The organism is Mesorhizobium sp. Primo-A, from assembly GCF_003997175.1.
GTDB lineage: Bacteria > Pseudomonadota > Alphaproteobacteria > Rhizobiales > Rhizobiaceae > Mesorhizobium > Mesorhizobium ciceri.
Window position 1 is genome coordinate 26,261 of the sequence record NZ_RZTG01000008.1, and the last position, 21,690, is coordinate 47,950.

A 21,690-nucleotide genomic window follows, 5' to 3' on the forward strand; every position below is an offset into this window, starting at 1 on the left:
CCCTGCGGAGTTCCCGCAATCTCTTTTTCCGGACGCGGTCGAGACCACGTCGAGCACTTCATTCACTTCTTGACGGCGAGCGCCGCCGCTTGAGCTGTCCAATCGTCGCGGCCGATGCGGCCGCCGAGCGACAGATAGTCCTCGACCCAGGCAACCTCTTGCGGCGTCCATGCCGCGATCTGGGCATACGTCCAGATGCCGAGGCCGTTGAGAACCTTTTCCAGCTTGGGCCCGATGCCGGATATCGCCTTGAGATCCGCCGGTTTCGCCGGCTTCTCCATGGCCTTGGGCTGCCTGAAATCCTCGGGCAACAGCGCATCGCCGACGCCGCCCGTTGCGGGAACGGCATTTGCCACCGGCGTCATGGTGGCGGCTTCCTTGGCGGCAATATCGGTGACTTCCTGCGCGAAGGACTGCGCCTCGGCGATCATTGTTTTCGCCGTTGCCCGTGCCTTGGTGGAGGAAGGACTCGGTTCATCGAACTGGGCGACGCGCGCCTCGAAATCATCGACGATCGGCTGCAGCAGCCGTTGCGAGGCTTCTGCCGCGCCTGAAAACGCGCCCAGCCAGACGCCAAAAGCATGATTGGCAAGCCCGAGGCCAAGCGCCGACATCGCGGCCGCACCCGCCACAGGATGCACGAAAAGGTTGACGGCACTGGCCATCTCCTTCGGCATCATCCTGGTCAAGTCCTGGTTCATCTGCTCGATCTGGTCCAAATTGGGCATCAGCGGGTTCGAATACGGCGCCATAGAGTTCTCCTGGTCGTTTCGTCGTTCGCCCCGCCCTTCGCTGCGGACTTTCGTCCGCGTAAAACGTTCTTCTATTCCGCCGCCACCATCACAGGCTCGGCCCGGTGCGCATTGCGCGAAAACTCGTCGATGCGCCGCTCCACTTCGCCGCGGAAATGCCGCATCAGGCCCTGGATCGGCCATGCCGCCGCGTCGCCCAGCGCGCAGATCGTATGGCCTTCGATCTGCTTGGTGACGTCGAGCAGCATATCGATCTCGCGCTTCTGCGCCTCGCCGCGCACCAGCCGTTCCATCACCCGCCACATCCAGCCGGTACCTTCGCGGCATGGCGTGCACTGGCCGCAGCTCTCGTGCTTGTAGAAGTAGGAAAGCCGCGCGATCGCCTTCACGACATCGGTCGACTTGTCCATGACGATGACAGCCGCGGTTCCAAGGCCGGATTTGAGGTCGCGCAGCGCGTCGAAATCCATCGGCGCGTCGATGATCTGCTCGGCCGGCACCAGCGGCACCGAAGCGCCGCCCGGTATGACCGCCAAAAGATTGTCCCAGCCGCCGCGAATGCCGCCGCAATGCGTCTCGATCAGTTCGCGGAACGGGATCGACATCGCCTCTTCGACCGTGCACGGATTGTTGACGTGGCCGGAGATGCAAAACAGCTTGGTGCCGACATTGTTCGGCCGGCCGAAGGACGAGAACCAGGCCGCACCGCGGCGCAGGATGGTCGGCGCAACCGCGATCGATTCGACATTGTTGACCGTGGTCGGGCAGCCATAGAGGCCGACATTGGCCGGGAATGGCGGCTTCAGCCGCGGCTGGCCCTTCTTGCCTTCGAGGCTTTCGAGGAGCGCTGTCTCCTCGCCGCAGATATAGGCGCCGGCGCCGTGGTGCATGTAGATGTCGAAATCGTAGCCGGAGGTGTTGTTCTTGCCGATCAGCTTGGCCTCATAGGCCTCCTCGATCGCGCGCTGCAGCGCCTCGCGCTCGCGGATGAACTCGCCGCGCACATAGATGTAGGCGGCAACCGCACCCATGGCGAAACCGGCAAGCAGCGCGCCCTCGACCAGCGTGTGCGGGTCGTTGCGCAGGATGTCGCGGTCCTTGCAGGTGCCGGGCTCCGATTCGTCGGCATTGATGACCAGGTAGCTCGGCCGGCCGTCGCTCTGCTTGGGCATGAACGACCATTTGAGGCCCGTCGGGAAGCCGGCGCCGCCACGGCCGCGCAGGCCCGACGCCTTCATCTCGTTGACGATCCACTCGCGGCCCTTGGCGACGATGCCGGGCGTGTTATCCCAGGCGCCGCGCGCCATCGCGCCGGCCAAGGACTTGTCGAACAGGCCGTAGATATTGGTGAAGATGCGGTCTTTATCCCCGAGCATTTTTCGTCCCTCAGACCGGCTTCTTGCCGAAGACGCGGATGTATTCGGCGACGCCACCCTTGGCGAGCGCCTTGGCCTGCTTGACCCAGTCGTCGCGATCGATGCGGCCCTGGAAAGAGAGATAGCCATCCACCCACTCGCGTTCGGCCTTCTTCCACGACGCGACCTGCGCGAAGGTAAAGATGCCCAGCGTATGCAGGATGCCCTCGATCTTGGGGCCGACGCCGGAGATCAGTTTGAGGTCATCGACCTGTGCCGGCCTGTCGATGCCGGCCGGGCGGTTCTTGTCCCCGAGCGACGGTTTGGCCGGCTTGGCGGCCGGTACCTTGACCTCTGGCGCCTTGAAGGCGGAGGCCGGCTCGGCCTTGGTGATGGGGCCACTGCGCTGCTTGGAAACCTGCTCGACTTTGGAGTCTGCCTTGTTGGCATTGGCGGCCGAATGCAGTGGAGCGGCAACACTCGCCGCCTTTTCAGCCGCCGGCGCGACCTTGGTTTTTGAAGGCGTCTTCAGCGCCGGGCTGGTTTCAGGGGCGTCGGTCTTCGGCTTGCTGGTGTTGGACGGTGCGACAGGGGCCGCGGCCGGCGCCGGCACCGGCGCTGCGACGATCGCGTCGGGTGCCGCCCTGGCGGCCTTGGCCGCCTCCCTGGCTTCCCTGTCGCGGGTCGACTTGAGGATCGCCTTTTCGCTCTTCAGCGTGGTGAGGCCGGAGGCCGGCTCCGAGCCGGTGCGGCCATTCTGCGGCCCCGGTTCCACCGCAGCACCCTTGCCGGCGTCATAGAGATCGATGATTTCAGCCAGGCGTTCCGGCGTCAGATCCTCGAACGTGTCCTTGAAGATCATCACCATCGGCGCGTTGACGCAGGCACCGAGGCATTCCACCTCTTCCCAAGACAAGGTTCCCTTGTCGTTGGTGTGGAACTGGTCGTGATGGATTTTGGAGCGGCAGACATCCATCAGCGCTTCCGAACCGCGCAGCATGCAGGGCGTGGTGCCGCAGACCTGGATGTGCGCACGCGTGCCGACCGGATTCAACTGGTACTGCGTGTAGAAGGTCGCGACTTCCAGCCCGCGGATGCGGGGCATGCCGAGCATGTCGGAGATCGTCTCGATCGCCGCCTTCGTCACCCAGCCTTCCTGCTCCTGTGCTATCATCAGAAGCGGGATGATGGCCGACTGTTCACGGCCCTTCGGGTACTTCTTGATCCATTGCTTCGCAGCCGCGGCATTCGCCCGGTTGAAGGCGAAGGATGCTGGCTGGACGCTGGCTTCTGCGAGACGGCGGACTGACATTTAGCGATCGACCTCACCAAACACGATGTCGAGGGAGCCGAGAACGGCGGTGACGTCGGCCAGCATGTGGCCGCGGCAGAGGAAATCCATCGCCTGCAGATGCGCGAAACCCGGCGCGCGCAGCTTGCAGCGGTAGGGCTTGTTGGAGCCGTCGGAGACCAGATAGACGCCGAATTCGCCCTTCGGCGCCTCGACGGCGGCGTAAACCTCGCCGGCCGGCACGCGATAACCCTCGGTGTAGAGCTTGAAGTGATGGATCAGCGCTTCCATCGAGCGCTTCATCGCCTGGCGCTTGGGCGGCACCACCTTGCCATCGAGGTTCGACACCGGGCCGGTGCTCTCCTTGCCGAGCAAAAGGTCGACGCACTGGCGCATGATCTTCGCCGACTGGCGCATTTCTTCCATGCGCACGAGGTAGCGGTCGAAGCAGTCGCCGTTCTTGCCGATCGGAATGTCGAAATCCATCTCCGAATAGCATTCATAGGGTTGCGACTTGCGCAGATCCCAGGCTGCACCCGAGCCACGCACCATCACGCCCGAAAAACCCCAGGCCCAGGCATCCGCCAGCGAGACGATGCCAATATCGACATTGCGCTGCTTGAAGATGCGGTTGCCGGTCAGCAGCCGGTCGAGGTCGTCGATCGACTTCAGGAACGGGTCGATCCACTTGCCGATGTCCTCGACCAGTTGACGCGGCAGGTCCTGATGGACGCCGCCGGGCCGAAAATAAGCGGCATGCATGCGCGAACCGGAGGCGCGCTCATAGAACACCATCAGCTTTTCGCGTTCGACGAAGCCCCACAGCGGCGGCGTCAGCGCACCGACGTCCATCGCCTGCGTCGTCACATTGAGGATGTGCGACATGATGCGGCCGATCTCGCTGTAGAGAACGCGGATCACCTGGCCACGCTTCGGCACCTCGATGCCGAGCAGACGCTCGGCGGCCAGCGCAAAGGCATGTTCCTGGTTCATCGGCGCGCAATAGTCGAGCCGGTCGAGATAGGGTACCGCCTGCAGATAGGTTTTGGCTTCGATCAGCTTTTCGGTACCGCGATGCAGCAGTCCGATATGCGGATCGACGCGATCGACGACTTCGCCGTCCAGCTCCAGCACAAGGCGCAAAACGCCGTGCGCCGCGGGGTGTTGCGGGCCGAAATTGATGTTGAAGTTGCGGACGGAGGTTTCAGCCATTTACTGCTTTGCCTTCTCGTCACCCGGCAGCACGTAATCCGTACCTTCCCACGGGGACAGAAAATCGAAATTGCGGAATTCCTGCTTGAGCTCGACCGGCTCATAGATAACGCGCTTGGCCTCGTCGTCGTAGCGCACCTCGACGAAGCCGGTCAGCGGGAAATCCTTGCGCAAGGGATGGCCTTCGAAGCCATAGTCGGTCAGCAGGCGGCGCAGGTCGGGATGGCCGGAGAACAAAACGCCGTAGAGATCGTAGGTCTCGCGCTCGAACCAGTCGGCGCCGGGATAGACGCCGGTGATCGACGGCACCATGGTTTCCTCGTCGGCCTGCACCTTGACGCGGACGCGCACATTCTGCTTCGGCGACAACAGGTGATAGACGACGTCGAAACGCTTGGCCCGCGACGGATAGTCGGCGCCGCAGACATCGATGATCGAGATGAACTGGCAGCGCGCATCGTCGCGCAGGAAGGTCATCACCTCGACCAGATCGCGCGGCTCGACATGGATGGTGAGTTCGCCATAGGCGATATCAGCCTCGTTCACGCGGCCGATCAGCTTCTCGCCGAGATAGGTCGACAGTTCGCTCAGGGATGCGGTCATGGATTTACCGTTCGATCGTGCCGGTGCGGCGGATCTTCTTCTGCAAGAGAAGAATGCCGTAGAGCAGCGCTTCGGCGCTCGGCGGACAGCCGGGCACATAGATGTCGACCGGCACGATGCGGTCGCAGCCGCGCACCACCGAATAGGAATAGTGGTAATAGCCGCCGCCATTGGCGCAGGAGCCCATCGAGATGACGTAGCGCGGCTCCGGCATCTGGTCGTAGACCTTGCGCAGCGCCGGCGCCATCTTGTTGGTCAGCGTGCCGGCGACGATCATGATGTCGGACTGGCGCGGAGACGCGCGTGGCGCGACGCCGAACCGCTCCGAATCATAGCGCGGCATCGAGGTGTGGATCATCTCGACCGCGCAGCAGGCGAGGCCGAACGTCATGAACATCAGCGACCCGCTGCGCGCCCAGGTGATGAGCGCCTCGGTCGAAGTGACCAGAAAGCCCTTGTCGGCCAACTCGTTGTTGATCTCGAGGAAGAAGGGATCGTCCTCCCCCACCGGCCTGCCGGTGTTGGGATCGATGATGCCCTTGGGCTTCGGCGCGACGAGGGTGCCTGAACTGTCGTTCAATCCCATTCCAGCGCTCCTTTTTTCCATTCATAGGCAAAGCCGATGGTCAGCACCGCCAAAAAAACCATCATCGACCAGAAACCGAGCATGCCGATCTTCGAAAACGACACCGCCCACGGAAACAGGAAGGCTACTTCCAGGTCGAAGATGATGAACAGGATCGACACCAGGTAGAAACGGATGTCGAACTTCATGCGGGCGTCGTCGAACGAGTTGAAACCGCACTCGTAGGCGGAAAGCTTTTCGGGATCGGGATTGCGGTAGGCCACCAGGAAGGGCGCGGCCAGCAGCGCCAGGCCGACAACCAGCGCCACGCCTATGAACAGGACGATGGGCAGGTATGAGCTCAAGAGTGCGTTCATGCTCGGCTTTCCGTTGGCGCCAATCCACGTTGATTACAGCACCGGACCCTAATGCGGAAGCGTGACAGTTTAACCGCTGAACCGTTTTAAGGGCCTATGCTGCAACGCGGCGAGGGTTAGCGCAGCACTTCCAGCGAAGCAAGTCAAACCTTGTTCAAAACATCGACCTGGACGGCATATCGCGGCAAACTGGTCCGATCCGCTCCTGTTTGATTTCCTTCGCTTTTTACTCCACTTTTCTCTCCTGACATGAATGCTGCCAAAACCCTGCTAGCATGGGTTGGAATCAGCCATTCGACCCTCGGTCAAAACACGTCAAAGTGATACCTGCATGAAGGAAAAGATCTCGCTCCCGATGGCCCGGCGCATCGCCCTTGCCGCCCAAGGGTTCCTCGATCCTCGCCCGACCGGCACGCCCGACCGCCGGCATTTTGCCCGCACGCTCTCCCGCACCGGCCTGTTGCAGATCGATTCCGTCAGCGCGGTGGTGCGCGCTCATTATATGCCGCTCTATTCGCGCCTTGGCCCCTACCCGTTCTCGCTGCTCGACAACGCGGCCGTGACGCGTAAGCGCACGGTTTTCGAATACTGGGCGCACGAGGCGTCCTTCCTGCCGGTCGAGACATACCCGCTGATGCGCTGGCGCATGCAGCGCGCCGAGCGGGGCGAGGAAATGTATCTGGGTCTCGCCAAATGGGGCCGCGAGCACGCCGCCTACATCGAAGAGATCTACCGCGAGGTCGCCGAGCGCGGCCCGATCGCCGCTTCCGCGCTGGAGGGCCAGAAAGGTTCGGGCGGCTGGTGGGGCTGGAGCGATGCCAAACACGCCTTCGAATGGCTGTTCTGGGCCGGCCGCATCACCACGGCGCACCGCCGCGGTTTCGAGCGCTTCTATGACCTGCCCGAGCGCGTGCTGCCGCAGGCGATCCTCGATCTGCCGGTGCCGACGCCTGAGGACGCGCACCGCGAATTGCTGCGCATTTCCGCCCGCGCCCACGGCGTGGCGACTTCAAGCGATTTGCGCGACTATTTCCGCCTGTCGCCGGCCGATATGAAAGGCCGGTTGGAGGAACTGGTTGAAACGGGCGAGTTGCTGCCGGTGCGTGTCGAAGGCTGGGACAAGCCGGCCTATCTTCACCGGGACGCCCGTCTGCCGCGCAAAGTCGAGGCCCGCGCCTTGCTGGCACCCTTCGATCCGGTCGTCTTCGAGCGCTCGCGCACCGAGCGGCTGTTCGATTTCCACTACCGCATCGAGATCTACACACCTGCCGACAAGCGGCAGTATGGCTATTATGTCCTGCCGTTCCTGCTCGGCGACAGGATCGTGGCACGCGTCGACCTCAAGGCCGATCGCCCGGCCAGCATACTGCGGGTCCATGCGGCCTATGCCGAGCCCGGTGCGCCGCCTGAAACCGCTGCGGAGCTGTTCGAGGAATTGAAGCAGATGCAAGGTTGGCTCGGGCTCGAACGCATCGAAGTGACGCCTGCCGGCGATTTGGGCGCGGCGCTGGCCGACATAGCCGTGTCGTAAGCTCGCGTTGACACCGCCGCCCGCAAAAGCCTAAATCCGGTTCCAGATGGTCCCTTGCCCGCAACGGCAAGGGCTAAGAGGGAATGCGGTGCGGGGCAAAATCCCAAATCCGCGGCTGTCCCCGCAACTGTAAGCGAAGAGCCAAGGCCGAAAACCACTGGGAATTCCCGGGAAGGCGGCTACCCAAGGCGATGACTCGCGAGCCAGGAGACCTGCCGTCTGCGACTGTAGAATCCGATCGCCCGGCGGGTTTCCGGGCAAGGAGCCCGATCTTTGGACCACGACAGCAGTTTTTCGGCTGGCACAGCGGATATTTCGTCCGGCCATGATGATGCCTTGGCCGGCGTCACCATCATCGTCTGCGGCTCCTGCCGCAATGAGACCGGCTCCGACGCTCATCCCCGCGCCGGCGAGTTGCTGACGGACGACACGCGCCGCGCCGCCGCTGGCGACGATATCCGCATCCGCAGCGTCGAATGCCTTGGCAATTGCAAGCGGCGCCTCAGCGCCGCGATCCTGCGCGACGGTTGCTGGAGCTATGTCTTCGGCGACCTGACCGCGACCAGCGGCGCCGACCTCGTGACAGGCGCAAAGCTCTTCGCCACCTCGAAAGATGGCCTGATCCCGTGGCGTGGCCGCCCCGATAGCCTCAAGCGCGGCCTCGTGGCCCGCATTCCACCCATCGACATGCTGAAGGATTGACCATGACCACTTCCGTATCCCGCGTTCCCTGCACCGTCGTCACTGGCTTCCTCGGCGCCGGCAAGACGACGCTGGTCCGCCATCTCCTGGAAAACGCCGGCGGCAAGCGCATCGCCATCATCGTCAACGAATTCGGCGACATCGGCATCGATGGCGAGATCCTCAAGGGATGCGGTATCGACACCTGCCCCGAGGAAAACATCGTCGAACTGGCCAATGGCTGTATCTGCTGCACTGTCGCCGACGACTTCGTCCCGGCGCTCGACCAAATCCTGTCGCTGACGCCGAGGGTCGACCATATCCTGATCGAAACCTCGGGCCTGGCACTGCCCAAGCCGCTGGTCCAGGCCTTTCAGTGGCCCAGCGTGAAAAGCCGGGTGACCGTCGATGGCGTCATCGCCGTGGTCGACGGACCGGCATTGGCCGAAGGCCGCGTCGCCAACGACATGGAGGCCCTCCAGGCGCAGCGCGCCGGGGACGAGACGCTCGACCACGACGATCCGGTGGAAGAAGTGTTCGAGGACCAGATCGCCTGCGCCGACCTGATCATCCTGTCGAAGAGCGACCTGATGGACGCCGCCGGCACCGCCCGCGCCAATGCCATCGTTGGCGAACACTCCGCCCGCGCAGTGAAGATCGTGCCGACCTCGCATGGCAAGGTCGATCCCTCCGTGCTGCTCGGGCTCGGTCTGGCCGTCGAGGACGACATCGAAAACCGCAAGTCCCATCATGACGGCGCATTCGACCACGAGAATGACGACTTCGACACGTTCATCGTCGACATTGCCTCGATCGCCAATCCGGACGAGCTGGCAAAGCGCGTCGCCACCGTCGCCGAAGAAGAGAACGTGCTGCGCGTAAAAGGCTTCGTCGAGGTCGGCGGCAAGCCGATGCGGCTCTTGCTGCAGGCCGTCGGGCCGCGCGTCAATCATTACTATGACCGCGCCTGGACCGCTGAGGATGACCGCCGCTCGCGCCTCGTCGTCATCGGCCTGAAAGGGCTGAACCGCCCGGCGATCGAGCGTATACTCGCCGGCTGATTTCGGACACGGATTGCGATGCACATCCTAACCACGACATCCGCCTCGCTCGACGACCTCGCCGAGCCGGTCGATCTGCGGCAGACGCCGGCGGATATCGTGGCCCTGTCCTTCACCGACAGCGACCTCGCCGGACTGGCGGCGGCGTGGAGGACCGATGCCGACCGCCTGCCCTCGATGCGGCTGGCCGCACTGCGCGACTTGCGCCATCCCATGTCCGTCGACCTCTGGGTCGACAGCGTCGCCCGCCATGCCAAGATCATCCTCGTGCGCATCCTCGGCGGCTACGACTGGTGGCGCTACGGCTGCGACCAGCTTGCCTCGACCGCCCGCGAACGCGGCATAAAACTGGCGCTGCTGCCCGGCGAATGCCGCGACGAGGATCTGCGCCTGATCGAAGCCTCGACGCTGCCGCGCGAGGAGTTGGACGGCCTGCTCGACTATTTCCGCGAGGGCGGCCCGGCGAATATGAGCGCGCTGGTGCGCAGGCTGGCGGGCTTGGCGGGACAGGATGCGGAAGTGATCGGCCCGGTGGTGGTGCCGAAAGCTGGTTTTTACGTGCCCGGATGTGGAGTTGTGGAGAAGCCGGACTTATCGAATGCTGGCGCTTACAACGTCAACGCTCCTATCATCCCCATCCTGTTCTATCGCTCGATGCTGCTGGCCGCCGATGTCGCGCCCATCGATGCGCTTGTTGAAGCGCTGCGGCAGCGCGGCATCGACCCAGTCCCGATCTTCGTCTCCAGCCTCAAGGACCCAACCTCCCTCGCCTTCGTGGAAACAGCACTGACGGCGCTGAAGCCCGCCGCCATCATCACCGCGACCGCTTTCGCCTCAGGCGCCGAACCCGGCATCGAAACGCTGTTCGACCGCGCCGGCGTGCCTGTCTTCCAGGTCATCGTCGCCACCACCCGCCGCGACATCTGGCAAAACAACCAGCGTGGCCTGGCACCCGCCGACCTCGCCATGCATGTCGTGCTGCCCGAACTCGACGGCCGCGTCCTCGCCGGCGCCATTTCCTTCAAGGGCGAGACCGAGACCGATCCCGCACTCGGCCACCGCGCCTTCGCCAACCGGCCGGAACCGGATCGCGTGGCGCAGGTCGCTGACCGCGTCGCGGCCTTCATCAAGTTGCAGGAGACACCCCGCGCCGGGCGCAAGCTGGCCATCCTAATCCCGGATTACCCTAGCGCTCCTGGTCGAACCGGCTATGCCGTCGGCCTCGACGTGCCGTCCAGCGTGCTCGCCATGCTGCATGACCTGAAGGAGCAGGGCTATGTGATTGAGGGGATTCCGCAGACGCCGCGTGGGTTGCTGGATTTGCTGGAAGCCAGCGATACTGGATTGGCCTTAGATAACTACATTGCCTTCTCGACGGAGTTGCCGACTGCGGCAATTACTGCGGTCGAAGCCGCTTGGGGCAAAGCGGAAGACGAAACAGGTTTGCGCGGAAGCTTCCCCTTCCGCGCCGCCACCTTCGGCAACGTCACCATCGCCCTCGCCCCCGACCGCGGCCGCTCCGTCGACCGCCGCGCCGACTACCACGACCCGACGCTGCCCCCGCGCCATGCGCTGATCGCCTTCGGCCTCTGGCTGCGCAAGTCGCTCGGCGTCCACGCGCTGGTCCATGTCGGCGCCCATGGCACGCTTGAATGGCTGCCGGGCAAAACCGTTGCTCTGTCGGAAAACTGCTTTCCGGAGATCGTCACCGGTCCCCTGCCCGTCATCTATCCCTTCATCGTCTCCAACCCGGGCGAAGCGGCGCAGGCCAAGCGGCGCATTGCCGCCGTCACCCTTGGCCATTTACCGCCACCGCTGACCGGCGCCGGGCTGGACGAAAACCAGCACAAGCTCGAGCGGCTGGTCGACGAATATGCGCAGGCCGACGGGCTCGACCGTCGCCGCCGTGACCGACTGGCGAAACTGATCGTCGACACCGCGCAAAAAACCGGTCTCGCCTCCGAAGCCGGCGTTGCCAGAACCGACGCGCCCGACGAGGCCTTGCGCCGCATCGATGCCTGGCTCTGCGACCTCAAGGATTTCGCCATCAAGGACGGGCTGCATATCTATGGCCGCGCTCCGGAGGATGAGCCGGACGCCATGCGCCGGCAAAGTGCTGAAGCCGAGAAGACGGCGCTCATCGCCGCGCTCGATGGCCGCCACGTCAAGGCTGGGCCGGCCGGCGCGCCTGCGCGCGGCCGCTCGGACGTCTTGCCTACCGGCCGCAATTTGTTCACCTCGGACCCGCGCACCATGCCGACGCCGACCGCCTATGATCTGGGCAGGGCAGCGGCGGAGGAAGTCGTGCGCGGCTACATGCAGTCGCATGGCGACTGGCCACGCTCGCTAGTCATCGATCTCTGGGGCTCGGCATCGCTGCGCACCGGCGGCGAGGAGATCGCTCAAGGCCTGGCGCTGATGGGCTGCCGGCCGCAATGGGATTTGGCCACCGGCCGCATCACCGGCATCGAAGTGCTGCCGCCGGCCACGCTCGGAAGGCCACGCGTCGATGTCACATGGCGCATATCAGGCCTGTTCCGCGACATGTTCCCGACCCAGATCGCGCTGATCGATGCCGCAGCCAACGCGGTTGCCGCGCGCGACGAGGACGATTCGGAAAACCCGCTCGCGGCCAAAACCCGCGCCGACGGCAAGATCAGCCCGCGCATCTTCGGCACCTCGCCGGGCACATACGGCGCCGGCGTCGAGGATCTCATGTCCTCCGGCGACTGGGCGGCACGCGACGAAATCGGCCGCGCCTATCTCGACGCTACATCGCACGCCTATGGCGGCGCCGGGGGCGAAGGCATCTCCGCGCCCGGCGCCTTCGAGGGCCGCATCGCCGAAGCCGATCTTCTCGTCCACACCGGCGACGACCCCGGCCGCGACATCCTCGAGGGCTCCGCCGATGTGGCCTTCATCGGCGGCTTTTCCGCAGCACTTGCGGCGCTCGGCAGGAATGCCGACGTCATCGTGCTCGACACCACGGACCCGCAAAAGCCGAAGCCACGCTCGATCAGTGAGGCCGTAGCGCGCGTCGTGCGTGCCCGCGCCGTCAATGCCCGTTTCATCGCTGGCCAGATGCGGCACGGCCCGCGCGGTGCCTCCGAATTCGCCGAAACCGTCGACCGGCTGGTCGGCTTCGCCGAAACCACGCACGCCATTCCGGGAACGCTGATCGAGGCGGTGCATGACGCCTATGTCGGCGATCCCATGGTCCGCGCCTTCATCCTGCGCGAAAACCCCGCCGCCGCAAAAATCATCGCCGAGCGTTTCCTGTCGGCGCGCCGGCGCGGCCTCTGGCATCCCCTGCGCAATTCCATCGACGACGATTTGACGGCCCTGATTGCCGAGGCAGAAGCACTTGGGGTGGCGGCATGAGCGCCTTCTCGCGCCGCGGCGCCTGTCCGGCTTTGTCGGCACCGATGCAAACCGGCGACGGCCTGCTGGTGCGGCTCAACCCGGTTGCTGGGGGAATGTCGCCAGAGTCGTTGATCGGACTAGCCGAATCCGCTTTGCGGCACGGCAATGGCATCATGGAAGTCACCGCGCGCGGCAGTTTGCAGATACGCGGCCTGACGGCGCAAAGTGCTGCGCTGCTGGCGGCGGAGGTCGATGCGCTTGATATCGCGGTTCGCACCGGCGTGCCGGTCGAGACCGGGCCGCTGGCAGGCATTGATCCGCAAGAGATTGCCGATCCCCGGCCGCTGGCTGAACGTATCAGGGCTGCGATCGAAGAAGCTGGGCTCGTACAGCGCCTAAGACCGAAGGTGTCGGTCGTTGTGGACGGCTGCGGGCAACTCGCCATGGATGCGGTCACGGCCGACGTGCGGCTTGCTGCAACGCGCACCGATGCGGGAGTTCGGTGGCGCGTGTCTGTCGCGGGTGACGGGAGGAATGCGAGGCCGCTGGCGTTTGCCGATCAAGGTGCGGCGCGCGATATTGCCGTTGCAGCTCTAAGGATGGTTGCAGAGAAAGGCCGCGAGGCCCACGCAAGGGATTTATCGGAGAGGCAATTAGTGTCTTTGGCGGGTTGGCTGTGCTCGACGAGTTTGCGCGAGGCGCCCCCCTCTGTCCTGCCGGACATCTCCCCCTCAGGCGGGGAGATTGGCAGCTTCGACGCCGGCTTTTCCTTAACAGCACCGGAGATTGGCGAAACCATCGGTGACGGCGTAATCTCCCCCCTAGAGGGGGAGATGTCCGGCAGGACAGAGGGGGGCGCCTCGCGCAAACCTATCGGCCTTTTCCCCTTAGCCGGCCACGCCACCGCCCTCGGCATCGCCCTGCCCTACGGCAGCATGCCGGCCGACAAGATCATCGCCCTCGCGCAAGCCGCCATCGCCCTCGGCACAACCGAAATCCGCCTCGCCCCCGGTCGTGCCTTGCTGTTCCTCGGGCAACCAACCGCCGCCAACCCATCGCTCCAACACACCGCCGCCATCCTCGGCTTCGTCACCGCCCCCGCCGACCCGCGCACGCGCATTGCCGCTTGCCCGGGCATGCCGGCCTGCGCCTCCGGCCGCATCGCCACACGCGACATCGCCGAGACGATCGCCGCTGAAACAGCCGACATCCTCGACTTCACCCTTCACATTTCCGGCTGTGCCAAAGGCTGCGCCCACCCCGGTCCGGCAGCGCTGACGATCGTCGGCGGCGAAAATGGAGCCGGACTTGTCGTGAACGCGACGGCAAAGGCCCTTCCTGCCGGCTACAGGCCGGGCTATGACGCCGCGCGCGGCATCGGCCGCGTCGCGGCGATGATCCGCAGCACACGATATCAAGGTGAAACCGCCGCCGCTTGCCTGACAAGGCTCGGGCCGGCCGGTATCGCCGAGGCCTACCGACAGGCCCAAACTGAAAAACGGAAATGAGCATGGCCGCCTACGACTACATCCATGACGGCACGGCGATCTACGAGCGCTCCTTCGCCATCATCCGCGCCGAGGCCGATCTGTCGCGCTTCTCCGAAGCTGAGGCCGATGTCGCCATTCGCATGATCCATGCCTGCGGCCAGGTCGAAGCTTCAAATCATTTTGTGTTCTCCAAGGATTTCGTTGCCGCCGCCCGCACCGCTTTGGCGGCCGGCGCGCCGATCTTCTGCGACGCGGAAATGGTCTCGCATGGCGTCACCCGCGCCAGGCTGCCGGCGGGCAACGAGGTGATCTGCACCTTGCGCGACCCGCGTACGCACGAAATTGCCAGGCAAATCGGCAACACCCGTTCGGCGGCCGCCATCGACCTCTGGGGCGAGCGCATGGCCGGCTCTGTGGTTGCCATCGGCAATGCGCCGACCGCGCTATTCTATCTCCTGGAAAAACTGCGCGATGGCGCACCGAAGCCGGCGGCCATCATCGGCATGCCGGTCGGCTTCGTCGGTGCGGCCGAATCCAAGGATGCGCTGGCCGAGAATTCCTACGGCGTTCCCTACGCCATCGTGCGTGGCCGGCTTGGCGGCAGTGCCATGACCGCCGCCGCGCTCAATTCATTGGCGAGGCCTGGCCTGTGAACGCCTTTCTCAAAGGCCGCCTCGTTGGCGTCGGCACCGGTCCTGGCGACCCCGAACTGCTGACCCTAAAAGCCGCCCGCATCCTGGCCGAGGCCGATGTCGTGGCCTATTTCGCCAAGCGCGGCAACAACAGCAACGCCCGCGCCATCGTCGAAGCGCAGTTCCGGCCCGAAATGACGGAATTGCCGCTGCTCTATCCCGTCACAACCGAAATCGCCAGGGACCACGACGACTACCGCTCGCAGATCACGGCTTTCTACGAGGAGTCGGCCGAAAAGGTCGCCGAGCACCTCGAAGCCGGCAGAATGGTTGCGGTGCTGTCGGAGGGCGACCCGCTGTTCTACGGCTCTTACATGCATCTGCATGTGCGCCTCGCCCATCGTTTTCCGACCGAAGTCATCCCCGGCGTCACCGCCATGTCCGGCTGCTGGTCGCAGACCGGTATTCCGATCGTCCAGGGCGACGACGTGCTCACCGTGCTGCCGGGCACGATGAGCGAGTTCGAGCTGACCCGCCGGCTGGCCGACACCGATGCCGCCGTCATAATGAAGGTCGGCCGCAACCTGCCCAAGATCAGGCGGGCGCTGGAGGCTACGGCCAAGCTGTCGCGCGCCGTCTATGTCGAGCGCGGCACCATGGCCGGCAGCGTCTCGATGAAGCTTGCCGACAAAAAGGACGACAAGGCGCCCTACTTCGCCATCGTGCTGGTCGCCGGCTGGTCCGGCCGCCCCGGCGCCGTGGGAGCGCAGGTATGAGTGGCCGTCTCATCGTCATCGGCCTTGGCCCCGGCAATGCCGATCAGGTCACCCCGGAGGCCAGCCGCGCTGTCGCCGAGGCGAAATTCTTTTACGGCTACAAACCCTATCTCGACCGGCTGGACCTGCGCCCGGACCAGACCCGCGTCGCTTCCGACAACCGCGAGGAACTCGCCCGCTCCAAGGACGCATTGAGCAAGGCTGCAGAGGGCCATGACGTCGCCGTGGTCTCCGGCGGCGATCCCGGCGTGTTCGCCATGGCGGCGGCCGTCTGCGAGGCGATCGAGGCCGGTCCGGTCGAATGGCGCGCAGTCGATGTCGCCGTGGTGCCCGGCATCACCGCCATGCTTGCGGTTGCCGCCCGCATCGGCGCGCCGCTCGGCCATGATTTCTGCGCCATCTCGCTCTCCGACAATCTAAAGCCATGGGAGTTGATCGAACTGCGCCTGCTGGCGGCGGCCGGTGCCGGCTTCGTCATCGCGCTTTACAACCCGATCAGCAAGGCCCGCCCCTGGCAACTCGGCCGCGCCTTCGAGTGCCTGACCGCCATCCTGCCGGGCACCACGCCGGTAATCTTCGGCCGCGCCGCCGGTCGCCCGGACGAGCGTATCGAGGTCTACCTGCTGGCCGATGTCGAGGCTGAAAAGGCGGACATGGCGACCTGCATCATCATCGGCTCGCCGGAAACCAGGATTATCAAGCGCACGGAGAAGCCGGCGCTGGTCTACACGCCGCGCTCGTCCACGGGACGGACAAAATGATCGATCCCAAATCGATCGACAATGGCGGCCAGCGCTTCGACGGTTTCAGCCGAGGGCACGTCCGGCAGATCAGGCCTGCGGATCATGACCACCTCGATGCCAAGCGCCCGCGCCGAGGCGATCTTGCCAAAGGTCGCCTCGCCGCCGCTGTTCTTGGACACCACGACATCGATGCGGTGCCTTTCGAGCAGCGCGCGTTCCTCCGCGTCGCGAAACGGGCCACGGGCCAACAGATATTCGGCGTCGGGCACGGCCAGCTTCGGCTCGACCGGATCGACACTGCGAATGACATAGTGGTGCTGGGGCGCTGCTTCGAAAGCCGCAACCTCTTGCCGGCCCAGTGCCAGAAAAACGCGGCGCGGCGCCGGTCCAAGCGCTTGCGCGGCATCGCCGACCGTACCGACCAACGTCCAGCGGTCGCCTTCGACAGGCTCCCAGCCGGGACGCCGCAGGGCAAGGATCGGCACGCCGGCCATGCGCGCGGCTTGTGCGGCATTGGCGGAGATTTGCGCCGCATAGGGATGCGTGGCGTCGATCAGCAGATCGGTGGCCGTTTCCGTGAGGTAAGCGGCCAGCCCGTCGGCGCCGCCAAAGCCTCCGCTTCGCACCGGCACGCCTTGCGCGACCGGGCTTTCGGTGCGGCCGGCCAGCGACAGTGTGACCGAGGCACGCGCCGCCAGTTTTCCGGCCAGTTGCCGCGCTTCGGTGGTGCCGCCGAGGATCAGGATACGGTGGGTCATTATGCCTGCTGAGCGTCAATCGCGAGCCGCCTGGCTGACAGTCGTCGGCATCGGCGAGGACGGTTTAGCGGGTCTCGGCGACGAGGCCAAGCAGCGGATTGCCCAGGCTGAGATCATCTTCGGCGGCAAGCGGCACCTCGCCCTTGTCGCTTCCTTCGCCAAGGGCGAGCCGCGCCCATGGCCGGTTCCGTTCGATGCCGAGATGGCTGACGTGCTGGCGCTCGCCGGCAGGAACGTCTGTGTGCTCGCCTCCGGCGATCCCTTCTTCCACGGCGTCGGCGCCACGCTCGCCCGCAAGGTCAAGGCGCAAGAGATGCACGTTATCCCCGCGCCTTCAGCCGTTTCACTGGCGGCCGCCCGGCTCGGCTGGGCGCTGCAGGATATCGAAACCGTCTCGCTGCACGGCCGGCCGCTCGACCTGATCCGGCCACTGCTGCAGCCAGGCGCGCGCATCCTGGCGCTGACCTCGGATGCAGAAGCCCCCGCGGCGATTGCCCGCCTGCTCGCGGAACTCGACTTCGGCGCATCGCGGCTGACGATCCTGGAGGCGTTGGGTGGGCCAAGCGAGACCCAGCGCTCGGTCCGCGCCGATGCCTTCGACCTCGAAAACCTCAATCCGCTCAACGTGCTGGCGGTCGAAGTTGAATCCGGTCCGGACGCGCGCGTGCTGCCGCTCACATCAGGCCTTGCCGATCACCTGTTCGACCATGACGGCCAGATCACCAAGCGCGAAATCCGCGCGATTACCCTGTCGGCGCTGGCGCCGCGGCGCGGCGAGTTGCTGTGGGACATCGGCGCCGGCTCCGGTTCCATCGGCATCGAATGGATGCTGGCCCACCCTTCGATGCGCACTTTTGCCATCGAGGCCGATCCGGTGCGCGCTGCCCGTATTGGCCACAACGCCGCCGCTTGTGGCGTTCCCGGCCTTGTCGTGGTCGAAGGCGCCGCGCCCAAGGCGCTAGCCAGACTGGATACGCCTGACGCGATCTTCATCGGCGGCGGCGGCAGCGACACCGGCGTCTTGAGCACAGCCATCAAGGTGCTTCGCTCGGGCGGCCGTCTCGTGGCAAACGCGGTGACGCTGGAGATGGAAGCCCTGCTTCTTGCCCAACATACGAAGCTCGGCGGCGATCTCACGCGGATAAACATCTCCCGGGCCTCGCCGGTCGGCTCGATGCCGGCCTGGCGGCCGGCCATGCCAGTGACGCAATGGAGCTGGATGAAGCCATGATGGTCGCAGGCATAGGCTGCCGAAAGGGCGTGGGCGTCGAAGAGGTGCTTGCGGCGATCGAAACGGCGCTGGAGGCGCATGGGTTGGCGATGACGGCGCTGTCGGCACTGGCGACTGCCGCGTTCAAGAAGGATGAAGAAGCGATCGCCGCCGCTGGCCGCACGCTGAGTCTTCCCGTCATCGTCGTCGACGACTCAGCACTTCAAGCTGCCTCGTCGGATACGCTCAGCCATTCCGATCTCTCGCAGGATGTTGCCGGCACACCATCGGTCTCCGAGGCGTCCGCCCTCGCCGTGGCCGGCACAGGCGCAAAACTGCTTGGCCCCCGCACCGTGCTCGGCCCGGTCACCTGTGCCATCGCCATCAGCGGAGATGCGCCATGACCGTTCATTTCATCGGCGCCGGTCCAGGTGCGGCCGACCTCATCACGCTGCGCGGCGCAAGGCTTTTGGCAAACTGCCCGGTTTGCCTGCATGCCGGCTCGATCGTCGCGCCCGAATTGCTGCAGCACTGCGCGCCGGGGACAAAGCTGGTCGACACCGCGCCGATGTCGCTCGACGAGATCGAGGCCGCCTATCTCGAGGCGCACAAATCAGGCCAGGATGTCGCCCGCCTGCATTCCGGCGACCTGTCGGTATGGAGCGCGGTCGCCGAACAGATCCGCCGGCTGGAAAAGCACGGCATCCCTTATACGCTGACGCCGGGCGTCCCCTCCTTCGCCGCCGCCGCCGCCGCACTTCGCCGCGAGCTGACCATTCCCGAAGTGGCGCAAAGCCTGGTGCTGACCCGCATTTCCGGGCGCGCCTCAAAAATGCCGCCCGGCGAGACGCTGGCCGGCTTCGGCCGCACCGGCGCCACGCTCGCTATTCATCTGGCCATCCACGCCATCGATCGCGTCGTCGCCGAACTGACGCCGCACTATGGCGGCGATTGCCCGGTGGCGGTCGTCTTCCGCGCTTCCTGGCCGGACGAGCGCGTGCTGACCGGCACGCTGGCGACCATCGAGGCACAGCTCGCCGCCGATCCGATGGAGCGCACGGCGATCATCTTCGTCGGCCGCTCGCTGGCGGCGCGAGGTTTTGGCGAGAGTTCATTATACGACGCCCATTATCAGCGGCGTTTTCGCGGACGGGACGGATTGTGAGCGGCAGCACCAAAAACACCGGCGAAAACGCCACGCTCGAAAAAGCCTTGTCCCGGCTGAACTTCAAGCCGCGCCAACTGGAGCCGGGCCATGTCTGGCTGGCCGGCGCCGGCCCCGGCGACCCCGGCTGCCTGACCCTGGAAGTGCTGGCGGCGCTGGCCGAGGCGGATGCGCTGGTCTACGACGCACTGGTGTCCCCTGACATTGTCGCAGTTGCGGAGAATGCCGAGCTTTTCTTTGCCGGCAAGCGCGGCGGCAAACCGTCGATGAAACAGGACGACATCACCGCCCTGCTGGTCCGGCTCGCACGCGAAGGCCGCCGCGTCGTCAGGCTGAAGGGCGGCGATCCCTATATTTTCGGCCGTGGCGGCGAAGAAGCTCTGGCGCTGGCGCGGGAAAGTATCCCGTTCCGCGTCCTGCCCGGCCTGACCTCGGGCCTCAGTGCGCTGGCCGCGACCGGCATCCCCGCCACTATGCGCGGCATCAACAAGGCGGTGATCCTGGCGACCGGCCACGCCGCCGGCACCGATGACGATCTCGACTGGGCGGCGATCGCCCGCACCGGCCAGCCTGTCGTCGTCTATATGGGCATGGCCAATCTGCCCTTGATATCAGCCGCCCTTCTCGATGGCGGGCTGGCGCCGTCGACACCGGCGGCTGTAATCGTCGCCGCGACGACGCCGCAGGAGCGGACCGTCGTCGCCACGCTCGCCACCATTGCCGAGGAAGCTGCGGCCGCCGGTCTGGCCTCGCCGGCGCTGATCGTCGTTGGCGGCATCGTTGCCATGCGCGCGGCCCTGGCGGGGCAAGCATGACGGCCCGCGCCATCATCATCGGCGCGCCGCGCTCCGGCTCCGGCAAGACCAGCGTCACCATCGGCATCCTGCGGGCGCTGACCCGGCGCGGGCTGAAGGTGCGCGGCGCCAAATCCGGCCCCGACTATATCGACCCCGGCTTCCACACCGCCGCCACGGGCCTCTCCGGTGTCAATCTGGACAGCTGGGCGATGCCGCCATCGCTGCTCAACGCCCTTGCCGCGCAAGCCGCCGATGACACCGATTTCGTCATCCTGGAAAGCGCCATGGGCCTGTTCGACGGGATACCCGCGGCTCCCGGCCGAACCGGCTCGGCGGCCGACCTGGCGCGGCTCTATGGCCTGCCGGTGCTGCTTGTGCTCGACGTCTCCGGCCAGTCGACCACGGCGGCGGCTGTCGCCAAGGGTTTTGCCACCTATGATCCTGACGTGCGCATGGCCGGTGTCGCGCTCAATCGGCTGGGCAGCGAGCGGCACCGCAAGCTGTGCAGCGAGGCCATCGAGGCGATCGGCCTGCCGGTCGTCGGCGCCATCCTGCGCGATCCCACTCTGAACCTGCCCGAGCGGCATCTCGGCCTTGTCCAGGCTGGCGAATATGACGACCTGATGGCGCATCTCGACCGGCTGGCCGACATGGCGGAAAAGTCGCTCGATCTCGATGCGATCATGGCCCTGGCGACGCCCCTCACCCCCGCGCCCGGCGGTTTCGACGACGCGCTGGCGCCGCCCGGCCAACGCATCGCGCTGGCCGAGGATGCCGCCTTCACCTTCCTCTATCCGCATGTCGCCGCCTACTGGCGCAAGGCGGGTGCGGAAATCGTCCCGTTCTCGCCGCTCGTCGACGAAGCGCCCGACGGGACCTGCGACGTTTGCTGGTTGCCGGGCGGCTATCCCGAGCTTCACGCCGGCAAGCTCGCCGCCGCCGCGACTTTCCGCGCCGGCATGGCGCGTTTCGCCGCGACGAAGCCCATCCATGGCGAGTGCGGTGGCTTCATGGTGCTCGGCGAAGCCCTGGAGGACGCGTCGGGCGAAACGCATGCGATGCTCGGCCTGCTCGGCCATGCCACCAGCTTCGCCAGGCGCAAGATGAACCTCGGCTACCGCGAGGCGCGGCTGCGTGCCGATTGTCCGCTGGGTGCACAGGCCGCGCTGATCCGGGGCCACGAATTCCACTATGCGCAGATGACGGCCACCGGCAATGACGAGCCGCTGGCCGACCTTGCCGACGGCCAGGGCAATCCGATCGGCGCCTCGGGCTACCGGCGCGGCCATGTCAGCGGCACCTTCTTCCATGCGATCGCGAGGGGCTAG

General features: G+C 65.6%; 21 protein-coding genes and 1 riboswitch. Of the genes, 13 read left to right on the forward strand and 8 right to left on the reverse strand.

Annotated elements, in window-relative coordinates; translation table 11 throughout:
* Positions 1–62 precede the first annotated feature (62 nt).
* The 7 genes from EOC83_RS15625 to EOC83_RS15655 form a co-directional block, all read right to left on the reverse strand.
* On the reverse strand, positions 63–752 hold the full coding sequence (locus tag EOC83_RS15625; protein ID WP_063168237.1) for an NADH-ubiquinone dehydrogenase: 690 nt from the start codon (positions 750–752) through the stop codon (positions 63–65).
* A gap of 71 nt (positions 753–823) precedes the next feature.
* Entirely contained in the window at positions 824–2,128 is a 1,305-nt protein-coding gene (gene nuoF, locus EOC83_RS15630) for an NADH-quinone oxidoreductase subunit NuoF (RefSeq protein WP_013531094.1), read from the reverse strand.
* Positions 2,129–2,138: 10 nt separating this feature from the next.
* Positions 2,139–3,419, reverse strand: coding sequence for an NADH-quinone oxidoreductase subunit E (locus tag EOC83_RS15635; RefSeq protein ID WP_063168238.1), 1,281 nt, complete (start codon positions 3,417–3,419; stop codon positions 2,139–2,141).
* Complete coding sequence (locus tag EOC83_RS15640) at positions 3,420–4,610, reverse strand: NADH-quinone oxidoreductase subunit D (RefSeq protein WP_024501361.1); 1,191 nt, start codon at positions 4,608–4,610, stop codon at positions 3,420–3,422.
* A complete protein-coding gene (locus EOC83_RS15645) occupies positions 4,611–5,213 on the reverse strand; it encodes an NADH-quinone oxidoreductase subunit C (protein ID WP_013531091.1) in 603 nt (200 codons plus the stop codon).
* Between the two features lie 4 nt (positions 5,214–5,217).
* Positions 5,218–5,799 carry an NADH-quinone oxidoreductase subunit B gene (locus EOC83_RS15650; RefSeq protein ID WP_013531090.1) on the reverse strand — a complete coding sequence of 194 codons (582 nt, stop codon included), beginning with the start codon at positions 5,797–5,799 and terminating at the stop codon, positions 5,218–5,220.
* Entirely contained in the window at positions 5,790–6,155 is a 366-nt protein-coding gene (locus EOC83_RS15655; protein ID WP_010910112.1) for an NADH-quinone oxidoreductase subunit A, read from the reverse strand. The genes EOC83_RS15650 and EOC83_RS15655 overlap by 10 nt, the downstream gene beginning before the upstream one ends.
* A gap of 331 nt (positions 6,156–6,486) precedes the next feature.
* Here EOC83_RS15655 and EOC83_RS15660 point away from each other — a divergent pair, with 331 nt between their 5' ends.
* The 8 genes from EOC83_RS15660 (at position 6,487) to EOC83_RS15695 (ending at position 16,450) form a co-directional block, all read left to right on the forward strand.
* A complete protein-coding gene (locus EOC83_RS15660) occupies positions 6,487–7,686 on the forward strand; it encodes a winged helix-turn-helix domain-containing protein (RefSeq protein ID WP_063168239.1) in 1,200 nt (399 codons plus the stop codon).
* Positions 7,687–7,716: 30 nt separating this feature from the next.
* Positions 7,717–7,921: riboswitch (cobalamin riboswitch) on the forward strand.
* Between the two features lie 38 nt (positions 7,922–7,959).
* A complete protein-coding gene (locus EOC83_RS15665) occupies positions 7,960–8,388 on the forward strand; it encodes a DUF1636 family protein (RefSeq protein ID WP_013531088.1) in 429 nt (142 codons plus the stop codon).
* Between the two features lie 2 nt (positions 8,389–8,390).
* Positions 8,391–9,428 (forward strand): cobalamin biosynthesis protein CobW, encoded by a 1,038-nt coding sequence (cobW, locus tag EOC83_RS15670; RefSeq protein ID WP_127325955.1) that lies wholly within the window; start codon positions 8,391–8,393, stop codon positions 9,426–9,428.
* 18 nt (positions 9,429–9,446) lie between these two features.
* Positions 9,447–12,809 carry a cobaltochelatase subunit CobN gene (gene cobN / locus EOC83_RS15675; protein WP_063168241.1) on the forward strand — a complete coding sequence of 1,121 codons (3,363 nt, stop codon included), beginning with the start codon at positions 9,447–9,449 and terminating at the stop codon, positions 12,807–12,809.
* Positions 12,806–14,299 (forward strand): precorrin-3B synthase, encoded by a 1,494-nt coding sequence (cobG, locus tag EOC83_RS15680; RefSeq protein ID WP_063168242.1) that lies wholly within the window; start codon positions 12,806–12,808, stop codon positions 14,297–14,299. Before cobN ends, cobG begins: the two co-directional genes overlap by 4 nt.
* Positions 14,300–14,301: 2 nt before the next feature.
* Positions 14,302–14,934, forward strand: coding sequence for a precorrin-8X methylmutase (locus tag EOC83_RS15685; protein WP_063168243.1), 633 nt, complete (start codon positions 14,302–14,304; stop codon positions 14,932–14,934).
* The gene (locus tag EOC83_RS15690) at positions 14,931–15,689 is read left to right on the forward strand and encodes a precorrin-2 C(20)-methyltransferase (protein WP_013531083.1); all 759 of its coding nucleotides are present in this window, start codon (positions 14,931–14,933) and stop codon (positions 15,687–15,689) included. Before EOC83_RS15685 ends, EOC83_RS15690 begins: the two co-directional genes overlap by 4 nt.
* Entirely contained in the window at positions 15,686–16,450 is a 765-nt protein-coding gene (locus tag EOC83_RS15695; protein WP_063168244.1) for a precorrin-3B C(17)-methyltransferase, read from the forward strand. Before EOC83_RS15690 ends, EOC83_RS15695 begins: the two co-directional genes overlap by 4 nt.
* On the opposite strand, the gene EOC83_RS15700 is transcribed toward EOC83_RS15695, so the two are convergent.
* On the reverse strand, positions 16,414–17,190 hold the full coding sequence (locus EOC83_RS15700; RefSeq protein WP_063168245.1) for a cobalt-precorrin-6A reductase: 777 nt from the start codon (positions 17,188–17,190) through the stop codon (positions 16,414–16,416). The two genes, EOC83_RS15695 and EOC83_RS15700, sit on opposite strands and share 37 nt — an antisense overlap.
* 1 nt (position 17,191) lies before the next feature.
* Between EOC83_RS15700 and EOC83_RS15705 the strand changes: the two genes are divergently transcribed.
* Genes EOC83_RS15705 through EOC83_RS15725 form a run of 5 tightly spaced genes read left to right on the forward strand, consistent with a single transcriptional unit; the run spans position 17,192 to position 21,690 of the window.
* Complete coding sequence (locus tag EOC83_RS15705) at positions 17,192–18,421, forward strand: bifunctional cobalt-precorrin-7 (C(5))-methyltransferase/cobalt-precorrin-6B (C(15))-methyltransferase (RefSeq protein ID WP_063168246.1); 1,230 nt, start codon at positions 17,192–17,194, stop codon at positions 18,419–18,421.
* A complete protein-coding gene (locus tag EOC83_RS15710; RefSeq protein WP_013531079.1) occupies positions 18,418–18,804 on the forward strand; it encodes a cobalamin biosynthesis protein in 387 nt (128 codons plus the stop codon). Before EOC83_RS15705 ends, EOC83_RS15710 begins: the two co-directional genes overlap by 4 nt.
* Entirely contained in the window at positions 18,801–19,565 is a 765-nt protein-coding gene (cobM, locus tag EOC83_RS15715; protein WP_024501374.1) for a precorrin-4 C(11)-methyltransferase, read from the forward strand. The genes EOC83_RS15710 and cobM overlap by 4 nt, the downstream gene beginning before the upstream one ends.
* Positions 19,562–20,380: a uroporphyrinogen-III C-methyltransferase gene (gene cobA, locus EOC83_RS15720; protein WP_063168247.1), complete on the forward strand. Its 819-nt coding sequence runs from the start codon at positions 19,562–19,564 to the stop codon at positions 20,378–20,380. The genes cobM and cobA overlap by 4 nt, the downstream gene beginning before the upstream one ends.
* The gene (locus tag EOC83_RS15725; RefSeq protein WP_063168248.1) at positions 20,377–21,690 is read left to right on the forward strand and encodes a cobyrinate a,c-diamide synthase; all 1,314 of its coding nucleotides are present in this window, start codon (positions 20,377–20,379) and stop codon (positions 21,688–21,690) included. Before cobA ends, EOC83_RS15725 begins: the two co-directional genes overlap by 4 nt.